The organism is Pararhodonellum marinum (assembly GCF_015354735.1).
In the GTDB taxonomy this organism is placed as follows: domain Bacteria; phylum Bacteroidota; class Bacteroidia; order Cytophagales; family Cyclobacteriaceae; genus Pararhodonellum; species Pararhodonellum marinum.
Genome location: NZ_JACEFJ010000012.1, coordinates 125,377 through 141,036, shown reverse-complemented (window position 1 = coordinate 141,036; position 15,660 = coordinate 125,377). Strand labels below are relative to the sequence as shown.

The following is a 15,660-nucleotide window of genomic DNA, read 5'->3' as shown; positions in this document are numbered from 1 at the left end:
AAAAAACCAAGAGATAGAAGATGTGAAAATCAATTAGAATTGAAGATTTTATGGAAAACGCCTTTTTAAATTACCTTTTATTCAAAAAAAGTAATTTAAATATGAATTTTTTTTATAAAAACAGGGTATTTATCAATGTTTTATTCATTTATTTTCTAAAAATGATTAATTTCAAGTTCCAAAATAAAACCAACGATGTCAAGAAATTACGAAACTGAAGTAGCCAAAAGATTTACCATTTACAACAGCTTGTTTTTGGACTTGCCCTTTGATGATATTTACAGGACGGGGACTTTGCTTCCTATTTTATCCACTGCTTGTCAAGCGGGTTTTGAGAAGATGAAGACACCCAAAAGCATCATCAGCCAGTTTTTTCAGGAAATGATGGCCCATAACTCTGATAAGGAAAGGCACGATTTACTTTTTCAAATGGTCCAATACGTAGAGCGGCAGGTGGTATTATTTGATTCCATAGAGGATGCGGCATTCGAAAAAATCAATGATCTCAAAGGAAAGGGGAGTATCACCGCGTTGATATCCAGGGTCGAAAACGACCGTAAAAAGGAAGCCCTGATCGAGAAATTGAAAACCTTTTCCATTCGGTTAACGCTCACTGCCCACCCCACTCAGTTTTACCCTGGCAATGTTTTGGGGATTATCACCGACCTTGAGACAGCCATCAGAGCCAATAACCTGGGCGACATCGATCTATTGCTCAAGCAACTGGGGAAAACAGGATTTATCAACAAAGAAAAACCTAGTCCTTTTGATGAGGCGGTCAGTCTGTTGTGGTTTTTGGAGAACGTATTTTACAAAAGCATTCCTGACATCATTTTCAGAATGCTTCGGCAATTGGATATACCTACCCATGAATGGGAAAACCCAGGTTTGTTGAAAGTAGGCTTTTGGCCTGGGGGAGACCGTGACGGGAATCCCTTTGTTACCCATGAAACGACCCGAAAAGTAGCTGACCGGCTACAAATGTGGATCATTAAATGCTACTATAGAGATGTCAGAAAAGTAAGAAGGAGACTCACCTTTAAAAATGTGGAGCCCTTGCTTATAAAAGTAGAGCGAGGCCTATATAACATGCTTTTTGGAAACGAAAAGGCTTTTTCTTCAAAGGAACATCTCCTAGAGCCACTTTTTGAAGCCAGAAAAGCGATAATTGACCATCACAATGGGTTGTTTTTGGATGAATTGGATAATTTTATTTTAAAAATCAAGATTTTCGGATTTCATTTTGCCAGTATGGATCTTCGACAGGATAGCCGAAAGCATGATGATCTTTGGGCATCGATCATTTCCATTCAGGAAGGTGAAAAGGGCTTGGCCGCTTATGACAAATTAGATGAAAAAGCTAAAATTGATAAAGTTCTCCAAATCAAATCTCTTCCTTCGTTAGAAAATTTCAAGGATGAATTTCACAGGGAATTACTTCAAAGTATAGAGGCAGCAAAATATGTCCAAGAAAGAAATGGAGAGGAGGGATTGCACAGATACATCATTTCAAACACGCAATCCGCCCTTCATATACTTGAAGTTTTTCATCTCAATAGATTGATTTTAGCTGATGATGGACAACTTCCTTTGGATATCGTGCCGTTGTTTGAGACCATTGAGGACTTGGCCCAAGCTCCAGGAATCATGGAATCGCTGTACAAGAACCAAATCTATTCTGCACATTTGAAAAGTAGAAATCAAAAGCAAACGATTATGCTCGGGTTTTCTGACGGTACCAAGGATGGAGGATATATCAGGGCCAATTGGTCAATTTTAAGGGCAAAAGAAGAGCTTACAAAAGTTTCCAGGGTAAATAATATCGATGTGGTCTTTTTTGACGGAAGGGGAGGGCCACCTGCTAGAGGAGGGGGTAACATGCACAATTTCTATGCATCGCTTGGAGAGCAGGTTGAAAACAAGGAGATTCAAGTAACGATTCAAGGACAAACCATCTCTGCCAATTATGGCAAAGAAGTTTCATGTACCTATAATTTGGAACAGTTACTCAGTGCCGGGATGGAAAACCATTTGTATCCCACCAAAGAAAACAATTTGAGTGACCATCAGCGAGCTTTGATTGAGGAAATGGCTGAAAGCAGTTATGAGGCCTATAAAAATTTGAAAAATCATCCACAGTTTGTGCCCTATTTGGAACATGTTACCCCTTTGAAGTTTTTTGGTCAGACGAATATCGGCTCCAGGCCAACCAAAAGAAGCAAAGGCGAAGGCATGAAATTTGAAGATCTCAGGGCCATTCCTTTTGTGGGATCTTGGGCACAGATGAAGCAAAATATCCCGGGCTTTTTTGGGGTCGGCGCTGCTATTGAGGAAATGGAAAAGAAAGGAAAAATACAGGATGTCATCAAATTGTATGAGGACAGCCTTTTCTTTCGCTCGCTGCTGGGAAATTCTATGCAATCATTGGCAAAGTCTTTCTATCCTGGCACAGCTTACCTGAAGGATAATAAAACCTATGGGGGCTTTTGGGAACTTTTGTATGAGGAATATAAGAAATCGATTGAAAAACTTTTGCAGGTAGCCCAGATGGATACCTTACTGAAAGACAATCAAATCAGCAAAGCCTCCATAGCCATTCGAGAAAAAATCGTATTGCCTTTGATTACAATTCAACAGTACGCAATTCAGTCCATGTTGGAATCAGGTAAAGATGATCCAATCCTACAAAAGTTGGTATTAAGAAGCATGTTTGGAATTATCAATGCTGCAAGAAATGCTGCCTAAGATAGTCAATAGTCAAAAAAAGTAAAAAATCATGCCTCAAGTCTTTGGGCATGATTTTTTTTTAAAATCTAACCCCCAAAGAAAGCTGAATAACGGAGTTTTTTACATCTGCATCAGGCTTTACATCGGTAAGTCCCAAGTTGTATCTGCCTTGCAGAAAGAAGGTATCTGTTAAGTGAAAAGTAGCACCACCCACTACAGCAAAATCAAAGGAATTTGAATTTGAAATGTCAACATGCTCAGTTTCATCGAGCAAAAAGGAAAACTGGGGTCCTAGATCCAGACTGAATTTTTCTTCTACTAAATAAAACCTAGCTAATGCAGGGATAGATAGGTATCCTAATTTATTTTTGAATTCATTTCCTATGCCGGAAAGATTCGCCCCTTTGGTAGAATAAAGTAGTTCAGGCTGGAGAGATAAATTTTGCAACAGTTTAAATTCAACCAATAATCCAGCATGAAAGCTGGAAATCTGACTAAAATCGTAGCCTTCTATGGATCCTCCAGAGAAATTGGAGAAATTGGGTCCTGCTTTAAGACCGACTCTTAGAAACTGACCGTAAGTAGTTCCAACACCTAAAATGGTAATGAGTGAGAACAATAAAATTAATTTTTTCATGACTAAGGTAGTTAAATGAAGTTTTAAGTTACTGACAAAAGATGTGTAACCCAATCAACCTATTTTTGTTATTGTAAGATTGGTTTGTGATAACCTGAACCCTTTTGATAATGTTATAAAAATATAAATAAAAAAAGTAATTATAAAATGAATTTACTAAATTTTTAAAGTCGGATTTGATTTTATAAACCCTCTTGATCTATTTGCTCAAAAAGTTTTTGAACTGCAATTGAAATTGCTTGGTCAAGTTTTTTTTTCATTTTCCGGTAGAATTCCTTCAAGAACCCCAATCCAAGCCGGTTGGTTATTGCTGTTGTCCACAAGGTCCAAAGTAAGGCTACCTTCTTTGTATTTTCCTATTTCTATCGTTTCGGCCTGCCAAGTATATCTTCTTTGCCCAATATAAGTGAATGTTCCAGGATCTGTTACTAAGCTAGTTTCCCTGGTGTGAGTCTCTGCTTTGATACTGATACCAAGATTCACCCTTAAATCCGGTTGTATATCAACTTTTTCAATTCCTCTGATTTTCATTTGCCGGGAAATTTCATGCTGAACCAATTCCAGCTTCTGTTGGTATTTTAAAGGATTGACTGAAGAGGGAATGCCGTTTTTATCTAATTCAAAAAAATCAAAAGAACTTTAGTTTCTAAGTTGAAAATCAGGGAATCCTGTTGGAATGCCTTTCACTTCTGCTGTTTTGCAGGACAAGCAAAAGCATAAAGCAAAAAAAATGAATCTTTGCAATGTTTGCCTCCTAATCGAAAATTTTTTCAACAATTACAATTGTTGAATAGAAATACCTATTGGCTCCAATAGGGTTCAATAAGCATTTCTATTCATTGTTTTTCAGTTTTAACAGATTACCTAGGCTTATTTTTCACCAATAAAGGGTAGATTTTCCTGTAAGGCCATTCTGATGGAACTGTGGATATAATTGTCAATCTGAAGGAATTTTGCGGCTTCGAGGGAAGAGGTGGCTTTTTTAAACCTTTTGTAGTACTTAGCATGGAGCCTAGCCAAGGCTTGATCATTTTTAAGGGTCCTTGTAGCCAAGGCATCCGCTTCTATTTCACCCAGATTGTCCAATTTCTCCAAGTAGTCGTTGATTATTTTTATTCTTTCTCTGGAAATGCTTTGTCTTTCTTCTTCGTAGGCCTGATAGACTGACCAGAAGGCATTGGAGGAAGATTCAGGGAGATTCATGTAATTGCTGACCAATGCCCTTTTTTCCATACCGAATGCACTTTGAATCATGGCTATTTCTCCATCTATCGATTGGGCATGGGCAAAGAAAGGGAGAAGAACAAATAGGAGACAGGTAAATTGAATTTTGGTTTTCATGGCTATGGAGTTAAGTTAAAATTTATTTGACGGATTAATATAAATATTAGTCAACTTGAAACTAGACAACCAAGGATAATTTCGTCGCTCTAATTGATGATGACAAAACCTAGGTTGAATCCTAAGGCAGCATGGCTTGGTAAATTACTTCCTCCCATAGTCTGGTAATACTTACCGGAAAGCTTGATGCCTACATAATCGCTGATCTGAAATATTGTTCCCAACTCTGGCCTGATGGCTAGCTGTGTGCCTGTGGTGCGCTCACTAAAGATGCCCATATCAACTCTTCGGGTTTGAAAAACAACACCGAACCCCAAACTTGCGAATGGTCTCAGTTTTCCACTTTCCGTGAAAAAATAATGACCTGAGACGATAATTGGAGTGGTATTAATATACCTGAATTGTGTTCCAGAAGCCACCACGGTTCCACTTTCTAGAATTCGATTCGGTATCTTTTCAAAAAAAGAACTTCTTCCTGCCTCAATGCCATATCCAAACCGGCTTTCTTCCAATATCCGAATAAATTCAACATTTACACTTCTGCCAGTCATGACACCGATGTAGTCAGCGGTATTGCCCATCGGGAGTGTCGGAGCAAAATTGACGATGCTATAGCTGCTCTGTGCCCATCCCGAATTTGAAAATCCCAGAGCCACCACAACTGCAATAAAAAACAAAACATTTTTCATGATATTCATCGGCTGAGGTAAGGGGAGAGATTAAAAGCCAGATCGATATTGGACTGTATGCGATTAAGGTTGTTTCCGGTAGACTGGCTGATTCTTCCATTCAAAGCAACGATCCAATGGATTGGAACCCTATTGTCCGATGTAATTCCTTTGGGATCTGACAGCTGTATTAAGAGGGTACCCGTTTCCATTGTTCTAGTGGCAATCGGCGTATATCCAGGATAGACCCATCCCCAATCGGGCTGGAAATTGGGATAAAACCATCCCCAATACCACCAACTATAGCTGAACCTTAGATTTTCAGTAATCGTGATGCTGGGCAACAAAATCAAATCCGGATTGGCTGAAACATCCACCAAACTGTATCCTCTGGCATTCATGTTCGTCCGAATAGAACTTAGAATCCCCTGGCTGATCAAAAAATCAGCAAAAGCCGGCGGTGTATCCGGATTCTGTAATACCTCCTGTTCGATCAAAATAACACTCTCCGGAAGGGAGTAAGTCAATCTACTGGAAAAATTGAAGCTGGGATTGTGGTTGGTATAGACCACATCGATTTGTTCAATGGCATCTGGCCCGTCAGGGACACAACAAAAGAACAAACTACCACCAACCAAAAACAGGATGGGGCTAAAAATACGCTTCAAAGTACTTTTGGCCTCTACAAATGGATTCATAAATTGGACTACCTCCTAATATATTGTTGAAAAATCAGCGTAAAAGTGATGGGTTTGTTTGAATTTGATTTTATTTCAAAAGCCTACTTTAGGTTTCTGAAATATGGATTTAAGTGTCGACAAGTTAAAATGGTAGGACATTATATCTATAAAATGCATTCCATTTTTGCTTACTGTTTGTTTAATCTGTAATTATCAGCAAGGTTTCCAGTTATTCGATTGCCATCCTGATCCAAATGAAACAAAACGTTTTCTCCAACGAAATACTGATTTGGAGCATCTTCACCTGTTAAACTGATGGTATTGCCTGCCTCATTCCAGCTGAATTTACCGGAAGATTCATGGGTATTACCACCTGTTTTGCCGAGATAGACCATTTTTCTGGAATATTCTTCGTTTTCTTTCAAGGTAATGGTTGTTTCAATTCCTTCACAATCCGCACAGGGTAAAACACCAGTATACACGCCCAGATAATCTAATGCAAGTTGGGATGTGTGACCATCTGGAACTGTTTCCTCAAAAACCTCATCTTCAATGATTATTTCTTCATTTTGAGTGGGTTTTTGGCAAGAGAATATGAGCAGAAACGATAAAAGCAGGAAAGGATATTTCATGATCTTAAGGAAGGTTTAAATTTCAACAATCGGCTAAAATCCTGCGAAATATATAATTTTTATATCAAAGTTTCGTATTTAATCCATTAATTTTTGTTGTTCATTCATAAAATTAAAGATATTATTGGGTGACCGATCCCGGGGTAAATTCGAATGCTTTTCTTATGTTTGTACAAATATTTTAGGCTGAGTTTCGAGGGATTTTTGTTGGAAAGGGATTGGGCGAAGTTGGAACTCAATATTTCCAGTAGCCTTATCAGAAAAAATTGAAGTGTAAAATGAATATCAAATCCCTAAAATTTCAAATTTTCCGATGCATTGTAGTTTCAGGTCTGTTTTTTTCCACTCATACGACCTTAAAGGCCCAACAAGACATCAGTTTTAATTATGAAACCTGGTGGGGAGTAATGACCTCGGCTCAGGTTGCTCCACAATGGTCGGTTTGGAATGATGCGCATTTCGTGGATCAGCTCTTTTTTATATATCGAACTGGATTAACTTATCACAATAAAAAGGATAATATAGTCGGTACGGCAGGTTATGGGTGGTTACGCCTTACAGCACCTTTTTCGGAAGGGAGTTTGGTAAGAACCGAACACCGACCTTGGGGACAGGTGATTTTCAGGGTCCCTTCGACCAAAAAAGTCAGTACCAGCTTTCGCTTCCGGTATGATGCCAGATTTATCAGAAATGTAGCTCAATCGGATTTTCTCCCAGGCTATTCATTCAACCACCGTTGGCGGTTTAACAACGCGCTTAGGTACAATTGGGGAAACCTTATCAGTCCAAACACCCGATTTACCAATAGTTTTTTAAATGAAGCGCTTTTTACAACTGGACCTGGATCCAATGGATTCAGACATGAGCACAGGACCCATTTTCTTGCAGGTTTAGCCAAAGGAAACATCAATTATTCTATTGGATATGTGATTCGATACATTAATCTCAGTCCCGAAATTGCAAGGATTAACCATGGAATGGTCTTTTGGGTAACCATCAACTTCAATCTGATGAAAGGTAAATTGCCTACCATCAAAGAGTTTCCCGGGGATCACGTGGATTAATCCAATTATAACTTTAAAAATCTTTTAAAAGATTCTCCAAATCCATGAGGTGTTTTGGTTATTTCAAACCTTTTCAGCTAAGATATCTGGTATATTATCAGAATAGGAGGGAGCGAGTTGTTGAAGAACAAGTGACCAAAAGATTTAAAGTTTAATATAGTTTAAATGCTGAAACGGCAGAATCAAATGATTACAGATGTAGCCACCCTAGAGATCATTCAAACCATCATCCATTATTTCTTACATTTAATTTTCCCGGTGTTCATCGCTTTGATTTTTTTCAAAAAGGAATGGAAAAAAACCTATTTGATTCTCATTTTGACTATGCTCGTTGATGTAGACCATCTTTTTGCTGACCCTATTTTTGATCCTAACCGATGCAGCATCGGGTTTCATTTCTTGCATAGTTACTATGCGATTGCCGTGTATTTCTTATTTTTGTTTCATAAAAATAAAACCGTCAAAATCATTGCAATAGGCCTGCTTTTTCACATGCTTACTGACTATCAGGATTGTTTATGGAATGCATACATTCAGTCTATAGATTAAACACTTTCATGTCATGTCTTTACAAAAACGCACTGTTTAGATTTTTTTAAGTCGTTTACGCGCTCTATTGAGTAAATTTACTCATCCTATTGAGTAAATTATTAAGGTATGGCATAAATAACTGAAAATTAGGCATTTATCATTTTATTTTTAAACCAAAAAAAAGTCATAATGACTTGTCTTTTTAAAACAAATCCACCACGTTCATTTGCAAAAATTCGTGCCAGGGAATTCCGTCTACACCGATCAGAAGGGATTTTTCAGGTTTTAATTTTTTGTCAAACGCCTTCAATCCAGATAGTCTCCCTGTTTTACCCGACTTCACTTCAAGGGCAATCACCTGATTGTTGTACTCAACCACAAAATCCACCTCATCATTGCCTTCCCGCCAATAATACAAAGCAAGCTTTTTGTTCTTAAATGACTGATTGATTAGGTGAGCACCTACGGCGGATTCTACCCACCTTCCCCAGGCTTCATGGTTTTTAAGCAAAGAGTCAAGACTTTCCTTGGAAATCCCCGACATGATGGCTGTATTATGAACCTGAAACTTGGGACTTGATGAGCGTTTCCTGACCATGTTGGGACTGTACTTTTCAATGCCGCCCAGCAGACCTGCATCATTGAGTAATTCCAGGTAATTGGCCAAGGTGGTGGTATTGCCTGCTTCGGTCAGTTGTCCCATGATTTTGGTAAAACTCAGAATCTGTCCCGAATAGGCCGATCCCAATTCAAACAAACGCTTCATCAAAGCAGGTTTATCCACCCGGGTTAACATCAGGATGTCTTTGGAGATACTGGTTTCTAACAGTGCATCTCGGACATAGCTTTTCCATCGGTCTTCATCATCTTTGAGCACAATCGCACCTGGGTAGCCTCCAAACCACACATACTCGTCAGCTGTCAGACCAAAGGCATCCTTCATTTCCTTGTAGGACCAATGCCCGAGGTAAGTGGATTCAAACCTCCCTGCCAAAGATTCAGTGAGTCCCTGCTGCAGCATCAACCTTGATGAACCCAACAAAACAACCCTGATATCCCAGCCTTCAGCCGTATCTTTGTCCCATTCGGCTTTGATCTGCTCGGACCAATTGTCGATCTTCTGGACTTCATCGATGACCAGAAGAAAAGGTTTGTCAGCTTGCTGTTGCTGTTGGACCCTGACGGTTTCCCATTGCTGTGCGATCCACAAGCCATCTCCTGCCGGGACTGCATCTGCCGCTACCAACAGATGAGGATAATCCAGATCTTCCATAATCTGCCTTACTAAGGTGGTCTTACCTACCTGTCGAGGTCCGTAGATGACCTGTAGAAACCTCCTTGGTTCATCTTTCAGCCGTTTCAACAAACCTGCTTTTTCTGTCCTTTGGTATGTCATAATTTGTTTACTCAATGTATTGAGTAAAATTACTCAATACATTGAGTAATTTAAAATATTTGTCCTATTTAATTTAAAATCAGTACTTTGTGGGGTTAAAATCCTATTTATGGGCTGGAATATGGATTTATTTACCCATTGATACTGAGATGTCTTGGAGGTTTTTGGAGTTAAATGGTCAATTTTTGTGCCTTGGCTTTGTCATTTAAAATTGGACTTCATTAACCAATCACCCCTTTTCCAAAACCAATCCAAATCCTTAACCATAGCATAACCTTTTCATAAACATGGCATTCAACAAAATCCCTTAATTTTATCCAAAACACACCTTACCCGATGAAAAAATTTCAACTCCTGTTCCTTGCCCTGATTTTTACTGCTTCGGTATTTGCCCAGCAAAAAGTCAGCGGAATCGTCTATGAAGATCTTAATGCCAACGGCAAAAAAGAAAGAAGAGAAAAGGGACTGCCCAATGTTGCGGTATCCAATGGCATTCAGGTAGTCCAAACCGACAAAAACGGGAAGTATGAGCTCCCCATTGCGGAGGACCAAACCATCTTCGTCATCAAACCTTCTTCCCATGAATTGCCGACCGATGCCAACAACATCCCACAGTTTTACTATATCCACAAACCCAATGGCTCTCCTGACAACCTGAGGTATCCCGGTGTGGCACCTACCGGAAAGCTTCCCAAGTCTGTTGATTTTGGACTATTGCCAGGCAAAACTGATCGACAGTTCAGCGCTTTGATTTTTGGAGATCCCCAGCCTTATACTTTGGAGGAGATTGAGCATTTCAAAAAAGGGATAGTCTCGGAAGTGGAAAACATTCAGGGCATTGCTTTTGGGGCTGCTTTGGGAGACTTGGTGGGAGACCGACCAGACTTCTTTCCATTATATGCGGAGTCAGTGGGCAAGATTGGAGTGCCTTGGTTTCAGGTGATGGGTAACCACGACATGAACTTTGATGCGGATAGGGATGAGTACAGTGATGAATCTTATACAGCCAACTTCGGACCTGCTACCTATTCCTTCAACTATGGCGACGCGCATTTTGTGGTTTTGGAAGATATTCTCTATCCTGACCCAAGGGACGGACAGGGTTATTGGGGAGGATTGAGACCCGATCAGATGCAATTTTTAGAAAACAACCTCAAATTGGTGCCCAAAGACAAATTGGTTGTCCTTCTGATGCATATACCATTGTTTGAGGAAAACGGGGACAGTTTTCGGGATGATGATCGTGAAAGAATTCTAGAACTTATTTCTCCATTTGCCAATACCCTTTCCATGTCAGCCCATACCCATTACATGAAGCAGGCTTTTTTTGGCAAGGAAGACGGCTTCAATCAATCAAAGCCCCACCACCACTATAACATCGGTACGCCATCGGGAGATTGGTACAGCGGAAAAATCCTCGCCGATGGAACGCCTGAATCCACCATGAGGGACGGTTCACCCAAAGGGTATCTGTTTTTGGATATCGAGAATACTGATTTCAAGGTCCACTATAAAGCAGCCGGAAAACCGGATACTTACCAAATGGAAATCTTTGCCCCTAAGGTTTTGGCAAAAGATGTCCGTACCAGTTCCAGTATTGTGGTCAACTTCTTCACCGGCGCAGCTGACAACAAAGTAAGGTACCGGATTGATCAGGGTGAATGGAAGGATATGGCGCAAATGGAAACCTATGATCCCACATACGTGCTTAAAGTATATGAATGGGACACCACCGAAGAAGTGATGCCCGGCCGGAGACCATCCAACCCTGCACTGACGGACCACTTATGGAGAGCGCCGATCTCCTCCAACCTTGAAGTAGGAGAACATACCATTGAAGTGGAAGCCATGGATATGTTTGGAAAGGTCCATGTGGGGAAAAGGACTTTTAGGGTTTTGGATGCTGAATGATTAATCGGACTTTACGGAATGTTTCACAAATAAAATGGATTCTGCTTAAATGAAATATTCATTGATATCAAGTGGATATAAGGATATTACTTAGATAAATCCTAAGGATTACTATTACCAGATTGATTACTTACTCTAATAACTTTTCGCATACCCCCTTTGATTATATCTGTGATAAAACCTAATAAAAGCTGTGTTAAAAGGTTTATGATTAAAAATTTTCTTTATATTTCAGTTATGAAAGGTAAAAAAAGTACACAAACGGAAATAAATGAATCTAATTCAAAAAAAGAGCTTTCTAGAATAATTAGTTTTTTAGAAGAAAATTTTAGGAATGTAAAATTGACCAATTTTCAAGGTGGGAATTCAACTATTCATTTCTTTTGCGACGGAGGGAGCTGCCAACATTATGTATTTGTACAACAAAAATCAACTTTCCATAATTTCAAGTTAGAGACTGAGGAAAAATTTTGTGGGCCATTTAGATTTAAATTTTGAAAGTATTAAGTCATTTTTTTTCGAAAAATTCTTAGTTTTCTCCAAGTAAGTTTATCCTAATAGGATTTTTTTAAATTTTTAAATTATTCGATAGCTTTACCAAATCCTTCCCGTAATTTATTCAGATCATCCGACATTTCAATTTTTATAGCCTTTTCTCTTAATTCAGTTTTCATTTTATCATAATTAATTTCCGAAAGTATTGGATCGGTCCAGCCGAATATTCTCTTCAAATTTTTGCAGAAGCCGTCCTTATCAGGATCTGTGACAGGAAATGCATAATTTAGTGCAGGTTTAGTGCTTCTGTCATATTTAAATTTCGTGGATGGATACCTTACTCCAATGGGCTTTTCGTCTTTCTTTAATTTGTCTTTCTTTAAATAACTCATCAACATTTGAGGGATAATGTACTCTGGATTGAAGGAATGATTATGAGGTGGAGCAGTTCTAAAAATACAGGCTGCTGAAAAAGGGAGATAAGCGAAAAAATTTATAAATTCTCTTTTTCCAAATTCACCTTTCACTAATCGCCAAATTATCCATTCTGGTAAGTCGATTGTGATAACTTTAAAATTATCACGGCTTCTAAATTGGGAAATATAATAGTCAGAAGGATCACAACCGTAAAAAATTTCCTTTTCGCAAAGTGCAAGGGATTCTCCTAAATAAAGAGCAGGAATTCCGGAAATACTAAATCTATAATTTTTACATTTGCGCCTATCTTGATAATTTATGTGAAACATGTCTTCCTTTTTTAATTCTTTAAGTAGTCCATTGTTCCACTGAGTCTTTCTAATTCGAAAAAAGTCTTTTTGATCTAAATGTGAAAGCTTATCAAATTCAATAATTTTCATGAGATCTTCCAAATGCTCAATGGCAGTTTTATCATCGTCTTTAAGTTTACTCTGAATTACTTTGTAGGTCAAATCATATACTTTTTTGAAGGTCAATTTCACCTTCCCTTCATTTGACTGAAACCAATTAAATTGAACTTCGGAAAATCTTTGAATTTCCTCAATTTTTTGTTTATAAACAGCCAAAAAATCTTCTTTCTCATTTTTTGATATAAATGGAAATGGAAATTTATCCCTGTACTTTTCTAAATCATTTACTAAATCAAGTGTCGAGTTGCACATCCTATTAAAGCTTGTTTCCATAAATAACAGGAACTGAGATATTTCTGGCAAGAATTTTTTGATTTTTTGAATCTGGCGATTTTGATAAAACCGCAATCTCTTATGCTAAGGATTGTTAGCAATGTAAGATGACCTGCCAATATAAGACAATCAGAAAATTTAAAAAATTCAGTTCAAACTAACCCGGATGGCAGGATTAAGCCCTAAAAACTGAAAAAAAATCACCAATCCACAAATGAAACTCCCAAACCAATGGTGGTCTGCCGGTGGTTGTAATCTATCAAAGTTTCTCCATAACCGTCAAAAACCTGAAACTGTGCCCTCAGGTTTGCTCTGATGGGGAAGACCACATTGAATTGTGCTCCTCCACGGTTATTGCCACCACCGAAGCGTAGCGAATTGGTGATGACGGCATACATTTGAACCTTATTTCTGCTATAAATCACGGTGGCTTCTGCGCGTCCAATGAAATCCGTGATCAGAGGGTTTTCGTCCTCTTCGTCAGGAATCCTGATCCATGGTCTCAGTACAAGTCCCCAGTGATCCCTTTCAAAACCCGCATGAAAAATCACCCTGTTCCAGCTTCTGGAAAGTGGAAGTTCTCTGCCGTTAGATTGATGATTGAATGAAAAACCCAAGGTCCTGCCCTGAAAGCCAAACAAATTGTAATTGACTCCGAAATTCATGATCAGTTCCGGTTCATAATTGAGCTCGCGGAAGGGCCTGGAAAGGTTGGTATTGTAGATCTGCCAATGGGCCACCTGCAAATAACCAACCCATAAATCCCCTTGACCCCAAAAAATATCCTGGAGAATTTTGGTCTTAAAGCTTAGCTGAAATCTAGCCTCATAGTTATTGAATTCGAAGGGTTCTGTGACTGCATAATCCGGATTTTCACTGGCTGGGAAGTTATTGGGATTATTGGACCACCTGCCTGCGGTCACATAGAAGGGTTTATAGGAAGTGAGCCGGAAAGTACCCCGTTGACTGGCAGAATCCAGCTCCCAGCGCTCTGTAATCGATTTTGCAATGATTTTATCAGCATTTCCCAACATTGTTTGAGCCACAGCACCACAGATATGCCCCATCAAAAACAATGGAATTAACCTAATTCCAAGCCAAGTAAAGTTTGTCATACATTCATTTTAAACCCATGAATTCTGTACAATATGATCTTAAAGTCAAAATCAAACATCGGCAAAAAAAGTGTTCAATACAGTTTATACCCCCCCATATAAAGCAACTCCCTCTTTTCTCAACACATATCCTTTCCAGGTGATGAGCTCATAATCCTCGTATTTCCAAACCCAATTTCCTTCTTCACCTTCTCGCTGGAGCAGCATGTGGTCTTCCCTGCCTGGCAGGTACACTTCCGCACTGGATTGGTCATCTGCAAAAATCAGGTAGGCAGGCGGGTTGTTTTGGTCTTGGACTTCGATGGGGTTAAGTTCTGTGGCTTCCTCTGACAACTCCACACAACTGCCTTTTAAAGCAGACCAAACACCTGTGTAGGAGCCAATGCATGCGTAGGATGGCTCATCACAGGGTTCTTCGACGAATTTCAAGCCACTCCTGAAATCAATTTTTTCAGCATCTGTAAATGCCACCTTATTTCCCTGACTGACTACGGGGCCGAAACCCTTCAACCAACCATCAGAGGTTCTCTGAAAAGCAATCTGTCTTTCTGAAATCACTCCTTCCGACATAAAAGTGTAATCAGCAAGGATGATCCCGTTGTTCAACGTTCCTTTGAAAGTACCCTTGTTGATGTCCTTGCCTTCCAAAGCATACATCATTTCCCCCTCCACCATGTTGTCGGCGATGGAAAACTTGAGCAATACCCTATTGCCCTTGTCACCATGGTGGTAACAGGTGAGGGGTTCGTTGACAGTTGACTCTTCCTCAGTGAAGGATTCGACCGTCTCCCCGTTTTTGGAATTGCAGGCAATCAATACAAGAAGAAATACGCATGATAAAATGAGTGTAGGTTTCATAATTTAAATGTAAGGATTTGTTGGGGAAGGGTAAGCACCACATCCTTCAAAATCTGTGATGGATACATCGGCATCTCTTTTTATAGATACCGATACCGTATAGTCCGAAGCATTTTCAGACATTGCATGGATTCATGTTTGTGTTAAAATCTTTGCCACAAGGCCATCAATCCCATTTTCACCCTGATGGATAGTTGGACCTTCTGTTTGTACTTTTTCCCTACCAGGTACCCCAAATGACTCAAAACCTTCTACCATGGATTTGAATCCTCCTCATCCATGGTCAGATTCCAAAATAGTTCTTTCACAGAGGCCATAAGGACTGCCACTTGCGCCGGTGCAATATTGGCTTCCAGATGCTTCTCTTTCGAATGACAAGCCATGGACATCACTACAAATAATGAATTCAAAATTCCCGTTTTCAAGTAGATTAGGTATACGATTG

At 39.3% G+C, this 15,660-nt stretch carries 15 protein-coding genes; 4 read left to right on the top strand and 11 right to left on the bottom strand.

The genetic code is table 11. From position 1 onward, the window contains the following. The first annotated feature begins 195 nt into the window (after nt 1–195). On the top strand, nt 196–2,745 hold the full coding sequence (locus H1A14_RS18830; RefSeq protein ID WP_194777838.1) for a phosphoenolpyruvate carboxylase: 2,550 nt from the start codon (nt 196–198) through the stop codon (nt 2,743–2,745). Between the two features lie 61 nt (nt 2,746–2,806). Here H1A14_RS18830 and H1A14_RS18825 read toward each other — a convergent pair whose 3' ends face one another. The 6 genes from H1A14_RS18825 to H1A14_RS18800 all read right to left on the bottom strand — a co-directional run bounded on the left by H1A14_RS18825 (nt 2,807) and on the right by H1A14_RS18800 (nt 6,685). Further along, nucleotides 2,807–3,364 carry a porin family protein gene (locus tag H1A14_RS18825; RefSeq protein ID WP_194777837.1) on the bottom strand — a complete coding sequence of 186 codons (558 nt, stop codon included), beginning with the start codon at nt 3,362–3,364 and terminating at the stop codon, nt 2,807–2,809. Between the two features lie 243 nt (nt 3,365–3,607). Then, entirely contained in the window at nt 3,608–3,922 is a 315-nt protein-coding gene (locus H1A14_RS18820; protein ID WP_394355338.1) for a DUF4136 domain-containing protein, read from the bottom strand. Between the two features lie 312 nt (nt 3,923–4,234). Beyond that, a complete protein-coding gene (locus H1A14_RS18815; protein WP_194777836.1) occupies nt 4,235–4,705 on the bottom strand; it encodes a hypothetical protein in 471 nt (156 codons plus the stop codon). Between the two features lie 89 nt (nt 4,706–4,794). Next, nucleotides 4,795–5,394, bottom strand: a complete 600-nt coding sequence (locus H1A14_RS18810) for a hypothetical protein (RefSeq protein WP_194777835.1) — start codon at nt 5,392–5,394, stop codon at nt 4,795–4,797. 5 nt (nt 5,395–5,399) lie between these two features. Then, a complete protein-coding gene (locus H1A14_RS18805) occupies nt 5,400–6,071 on the bottom strand; it encodes a DUF4136 domain-containing protein (protein WP_194777834.1) in 672 nt (223 codons plus the stop codon). A gap of 170 nt (nt 6,072–6,241) precedes the next feature. Further along, nucleotides 6,242–6,685: a copper resistance protein NlpE gene (locus H1A14_RS18800; protein WP_194777833.1), complete on the bottom strand. Its 444-nt coding sequence runs from the start codon at nt 6,683–6,685 to the stop codon at nt 6,242–6,244. Nucleotides 6,686–6,963: 278 nt separating this feature from the next. Here H1A14_RS18800 and H1A14_RS18795 point away from each other — a divergent pair, with 278 nt between their 5' ends. Together H1A14_RS18795 and H1A14_RS18790 are read left to right on the top strand one after the other, a co-directional pair. Continuing rightward, nucleotides 6,964–7,749, top strand: a complete 786-nt coding sequence (locus H1A14_RS18795; RefSeq protein ID WP_194777832.1) for a porin family protein — start codon at nt 6,964–6,966, stop codon at nt 7,747–7,749. Between the two features lie 186 nt (nt 7,750–7,935). Continuing rightward, nucleotides 7,936–8,298: a DUF6122 family protein gene (locus H1A14_RS18790; protein ID WP_194777831.1), complete on the top strand. Its 363-nt coding sequence runs from the start codon at nt 7,936–7,938 to the stop codon at nt 8,296–8,298. Nucleotides 8,299–8,482: 184 nt separating this feature from the next. On the opposite strand, the gene H1A14_RS18785 is transcribed toward H1A14_RS18790, so the two are convergent. Then, on the bottom strand, nt 8,483–9,676 hold the full coding sequence (locus tag H1A14_RS18785) for an ATP-binding protein (RefSeq protein ID WP_194777830.1): 1,194 nt from the start codon (nt 9,674–9,676) through the stop codon (nt 8,483–8,485). A 336-nt stretch (nt 9,677–10,012) separates the two neighbouring features. Between H1A14_RS18785 and H1A14_RS18780 the strand changes: the two genes are divergently transcribed. Continuing rightward, entirely contained in the window at nt 10,013–11,587 is a 1,575-nt protein-coding gene (locus H1A14_RS18780; protein WP_194777829.1) for a calcineurin-like phosphoesterase C-terminal domain-containing protein, read from the top strand. Between the two features lie 581 nt (nt 11,588–12,168). Here H1A14_RS18780 and H1A14_RS18775 read toward each other — a convergent pair. The 4 genes from H1A14_RS18775 to H1A14_RS18760 all read right to left on the bottom strand — a co-directional run bounded on the left by H1A14_RS18775 (nt 12,169) and on the right by H1A14_RS18760 (nt 15,625). Then, a complete protein-coding gene (locus tag H1A14_RS18775) occupies nt 12,169–13,242 on the bottom strand; it encodes an RES family NAD+ phosphorylase (RefSeq protein WP_194777828.1) in 1,074 nt (357 codons plus the stop codon). Nucleotides 13,243–13,442: 200 nt separating this feature from the next. Further along, nucleotides 13,443–14,357 (bottom strand): phospholipase A, encoded by a 915-nt coding sequence (locus H1A14_RS18770; protein WP_228527870.1) that lies wholly within the window; start codon nt 14,355–14,357, stop codon nt 13,443–13,445. 84 nt (nt 14,358–14,441) lie between these two features. Then, on the bottom strand, nt 14,442–15,215 hold the full coding sequence (locus H1A14_RS18765; RefSeq protein ID WP_194777827.1) for a hypothetical protein: 774 nt from the start codon (nt 15,213–15,215) through the stop codon (nt 14,442–14,444). Nucleotides 15,216–15,466: 251 nt separating this feature from the next. Next, nucleotides 15,467–15,625, bottom strand: coding sequence for a hypothetical protein (locus H1A14_RS18760; protein WP_194777826.1), 159 nt, complete (start codon nt 15,623–15,625; stop codon nt 15,467–15,469). Between the last annotated feature and the right edge of the window lie 35 nt (nt 15,626–15,660).

Coding starts and splice junctions, on each gene's coding strand:
- H1A14_RS18830 (WP_194777838.1), top strand. CDS start 196: ATGTCAAGAAATTACGAAACTGAAGTAGCCAAAAGATTTACCATTTAC.
- H1A14_RS18825 (WP_194777837.1), bottom strand. CDS start 3,364: ATGAAAAAATTAATTTTATTGTTCTCACTCATTACCATTTTAGGTGTT.
- H1A14_RS18815 (WP_194777836.1), bottom strand. CDS start 4,705: ATGAAAACCAAAATTCAATTTACCTGTCTCCTATTTGTTCTTCTCCCT.
- H1A14_RS18810 (WP_194777835.1), bottom strand. CDS start 5,394: ATGAAAAATGTTTTGTTTTTTATTGCAGTTGTGGTGGCTCTGGGATTT.
- H1A14_RS18805 (WP_194777834.1), bottom strand. CDS start 6,071: ATGAATCCATTTGTAGAGGCCAAAAGTACTTTGAAGCGTATTTTTAGC.
- H1A14_RS18800 (WP_194777833.1), bottom strand. CDS start 6,685: ATGAAATATCCTTTCCTGCTTTTATCGTTTCTGCTCATATTCTCTTGC.
- H1A14_RS18795 (WP_194777832.1), top strand. CDS start 6,964: ATGAATATCAAATCCCTAAAATTTCAAATTTTCCGATGCATTGTAGTT.
- H1A14_RS18790 (WP_194777831.1), top strand. CDS start 7,936: ATGATTACAGATGTAGCCACCCTAGAGATCATTCAAACCATCATCCAT.
- H1A14_RS18785 (WP_194777830.1), bottom strand. CDS start 9,676: ATGACATACCAAAGGACAGAAAAAGCAGGTTTGTTGAAACGGCTGAAA.
- H1A14_RS18780 (WP_194777829.1), top strand. CDS start 10,013: ATGAAAAAATTTCAACTCCTGTTCCTTGCCCTGATTTTTACTGCTTCG.
- H1A14_RS18775 (WP_194777828.1), bottom strand. CDS start 13,242: ATGGAAACAAGCTTTAATAGGATGTGCAACTCGACACTTGATTTAGTA.
- H1A14_RS18770 (WP_228527870.1), bottom strand. CDS start 14,357: ATGACAAACTTTACTTGGCTTGGAATTAGGTTAATTCCATTGTTTTTG.
- H1A14_RS18765 (WP_194777827.1), bottom strand. CDS start 15,215: ATGAAACCTACACTCATTTTATCATGCGTATTTCTTCTTGTATTGATT.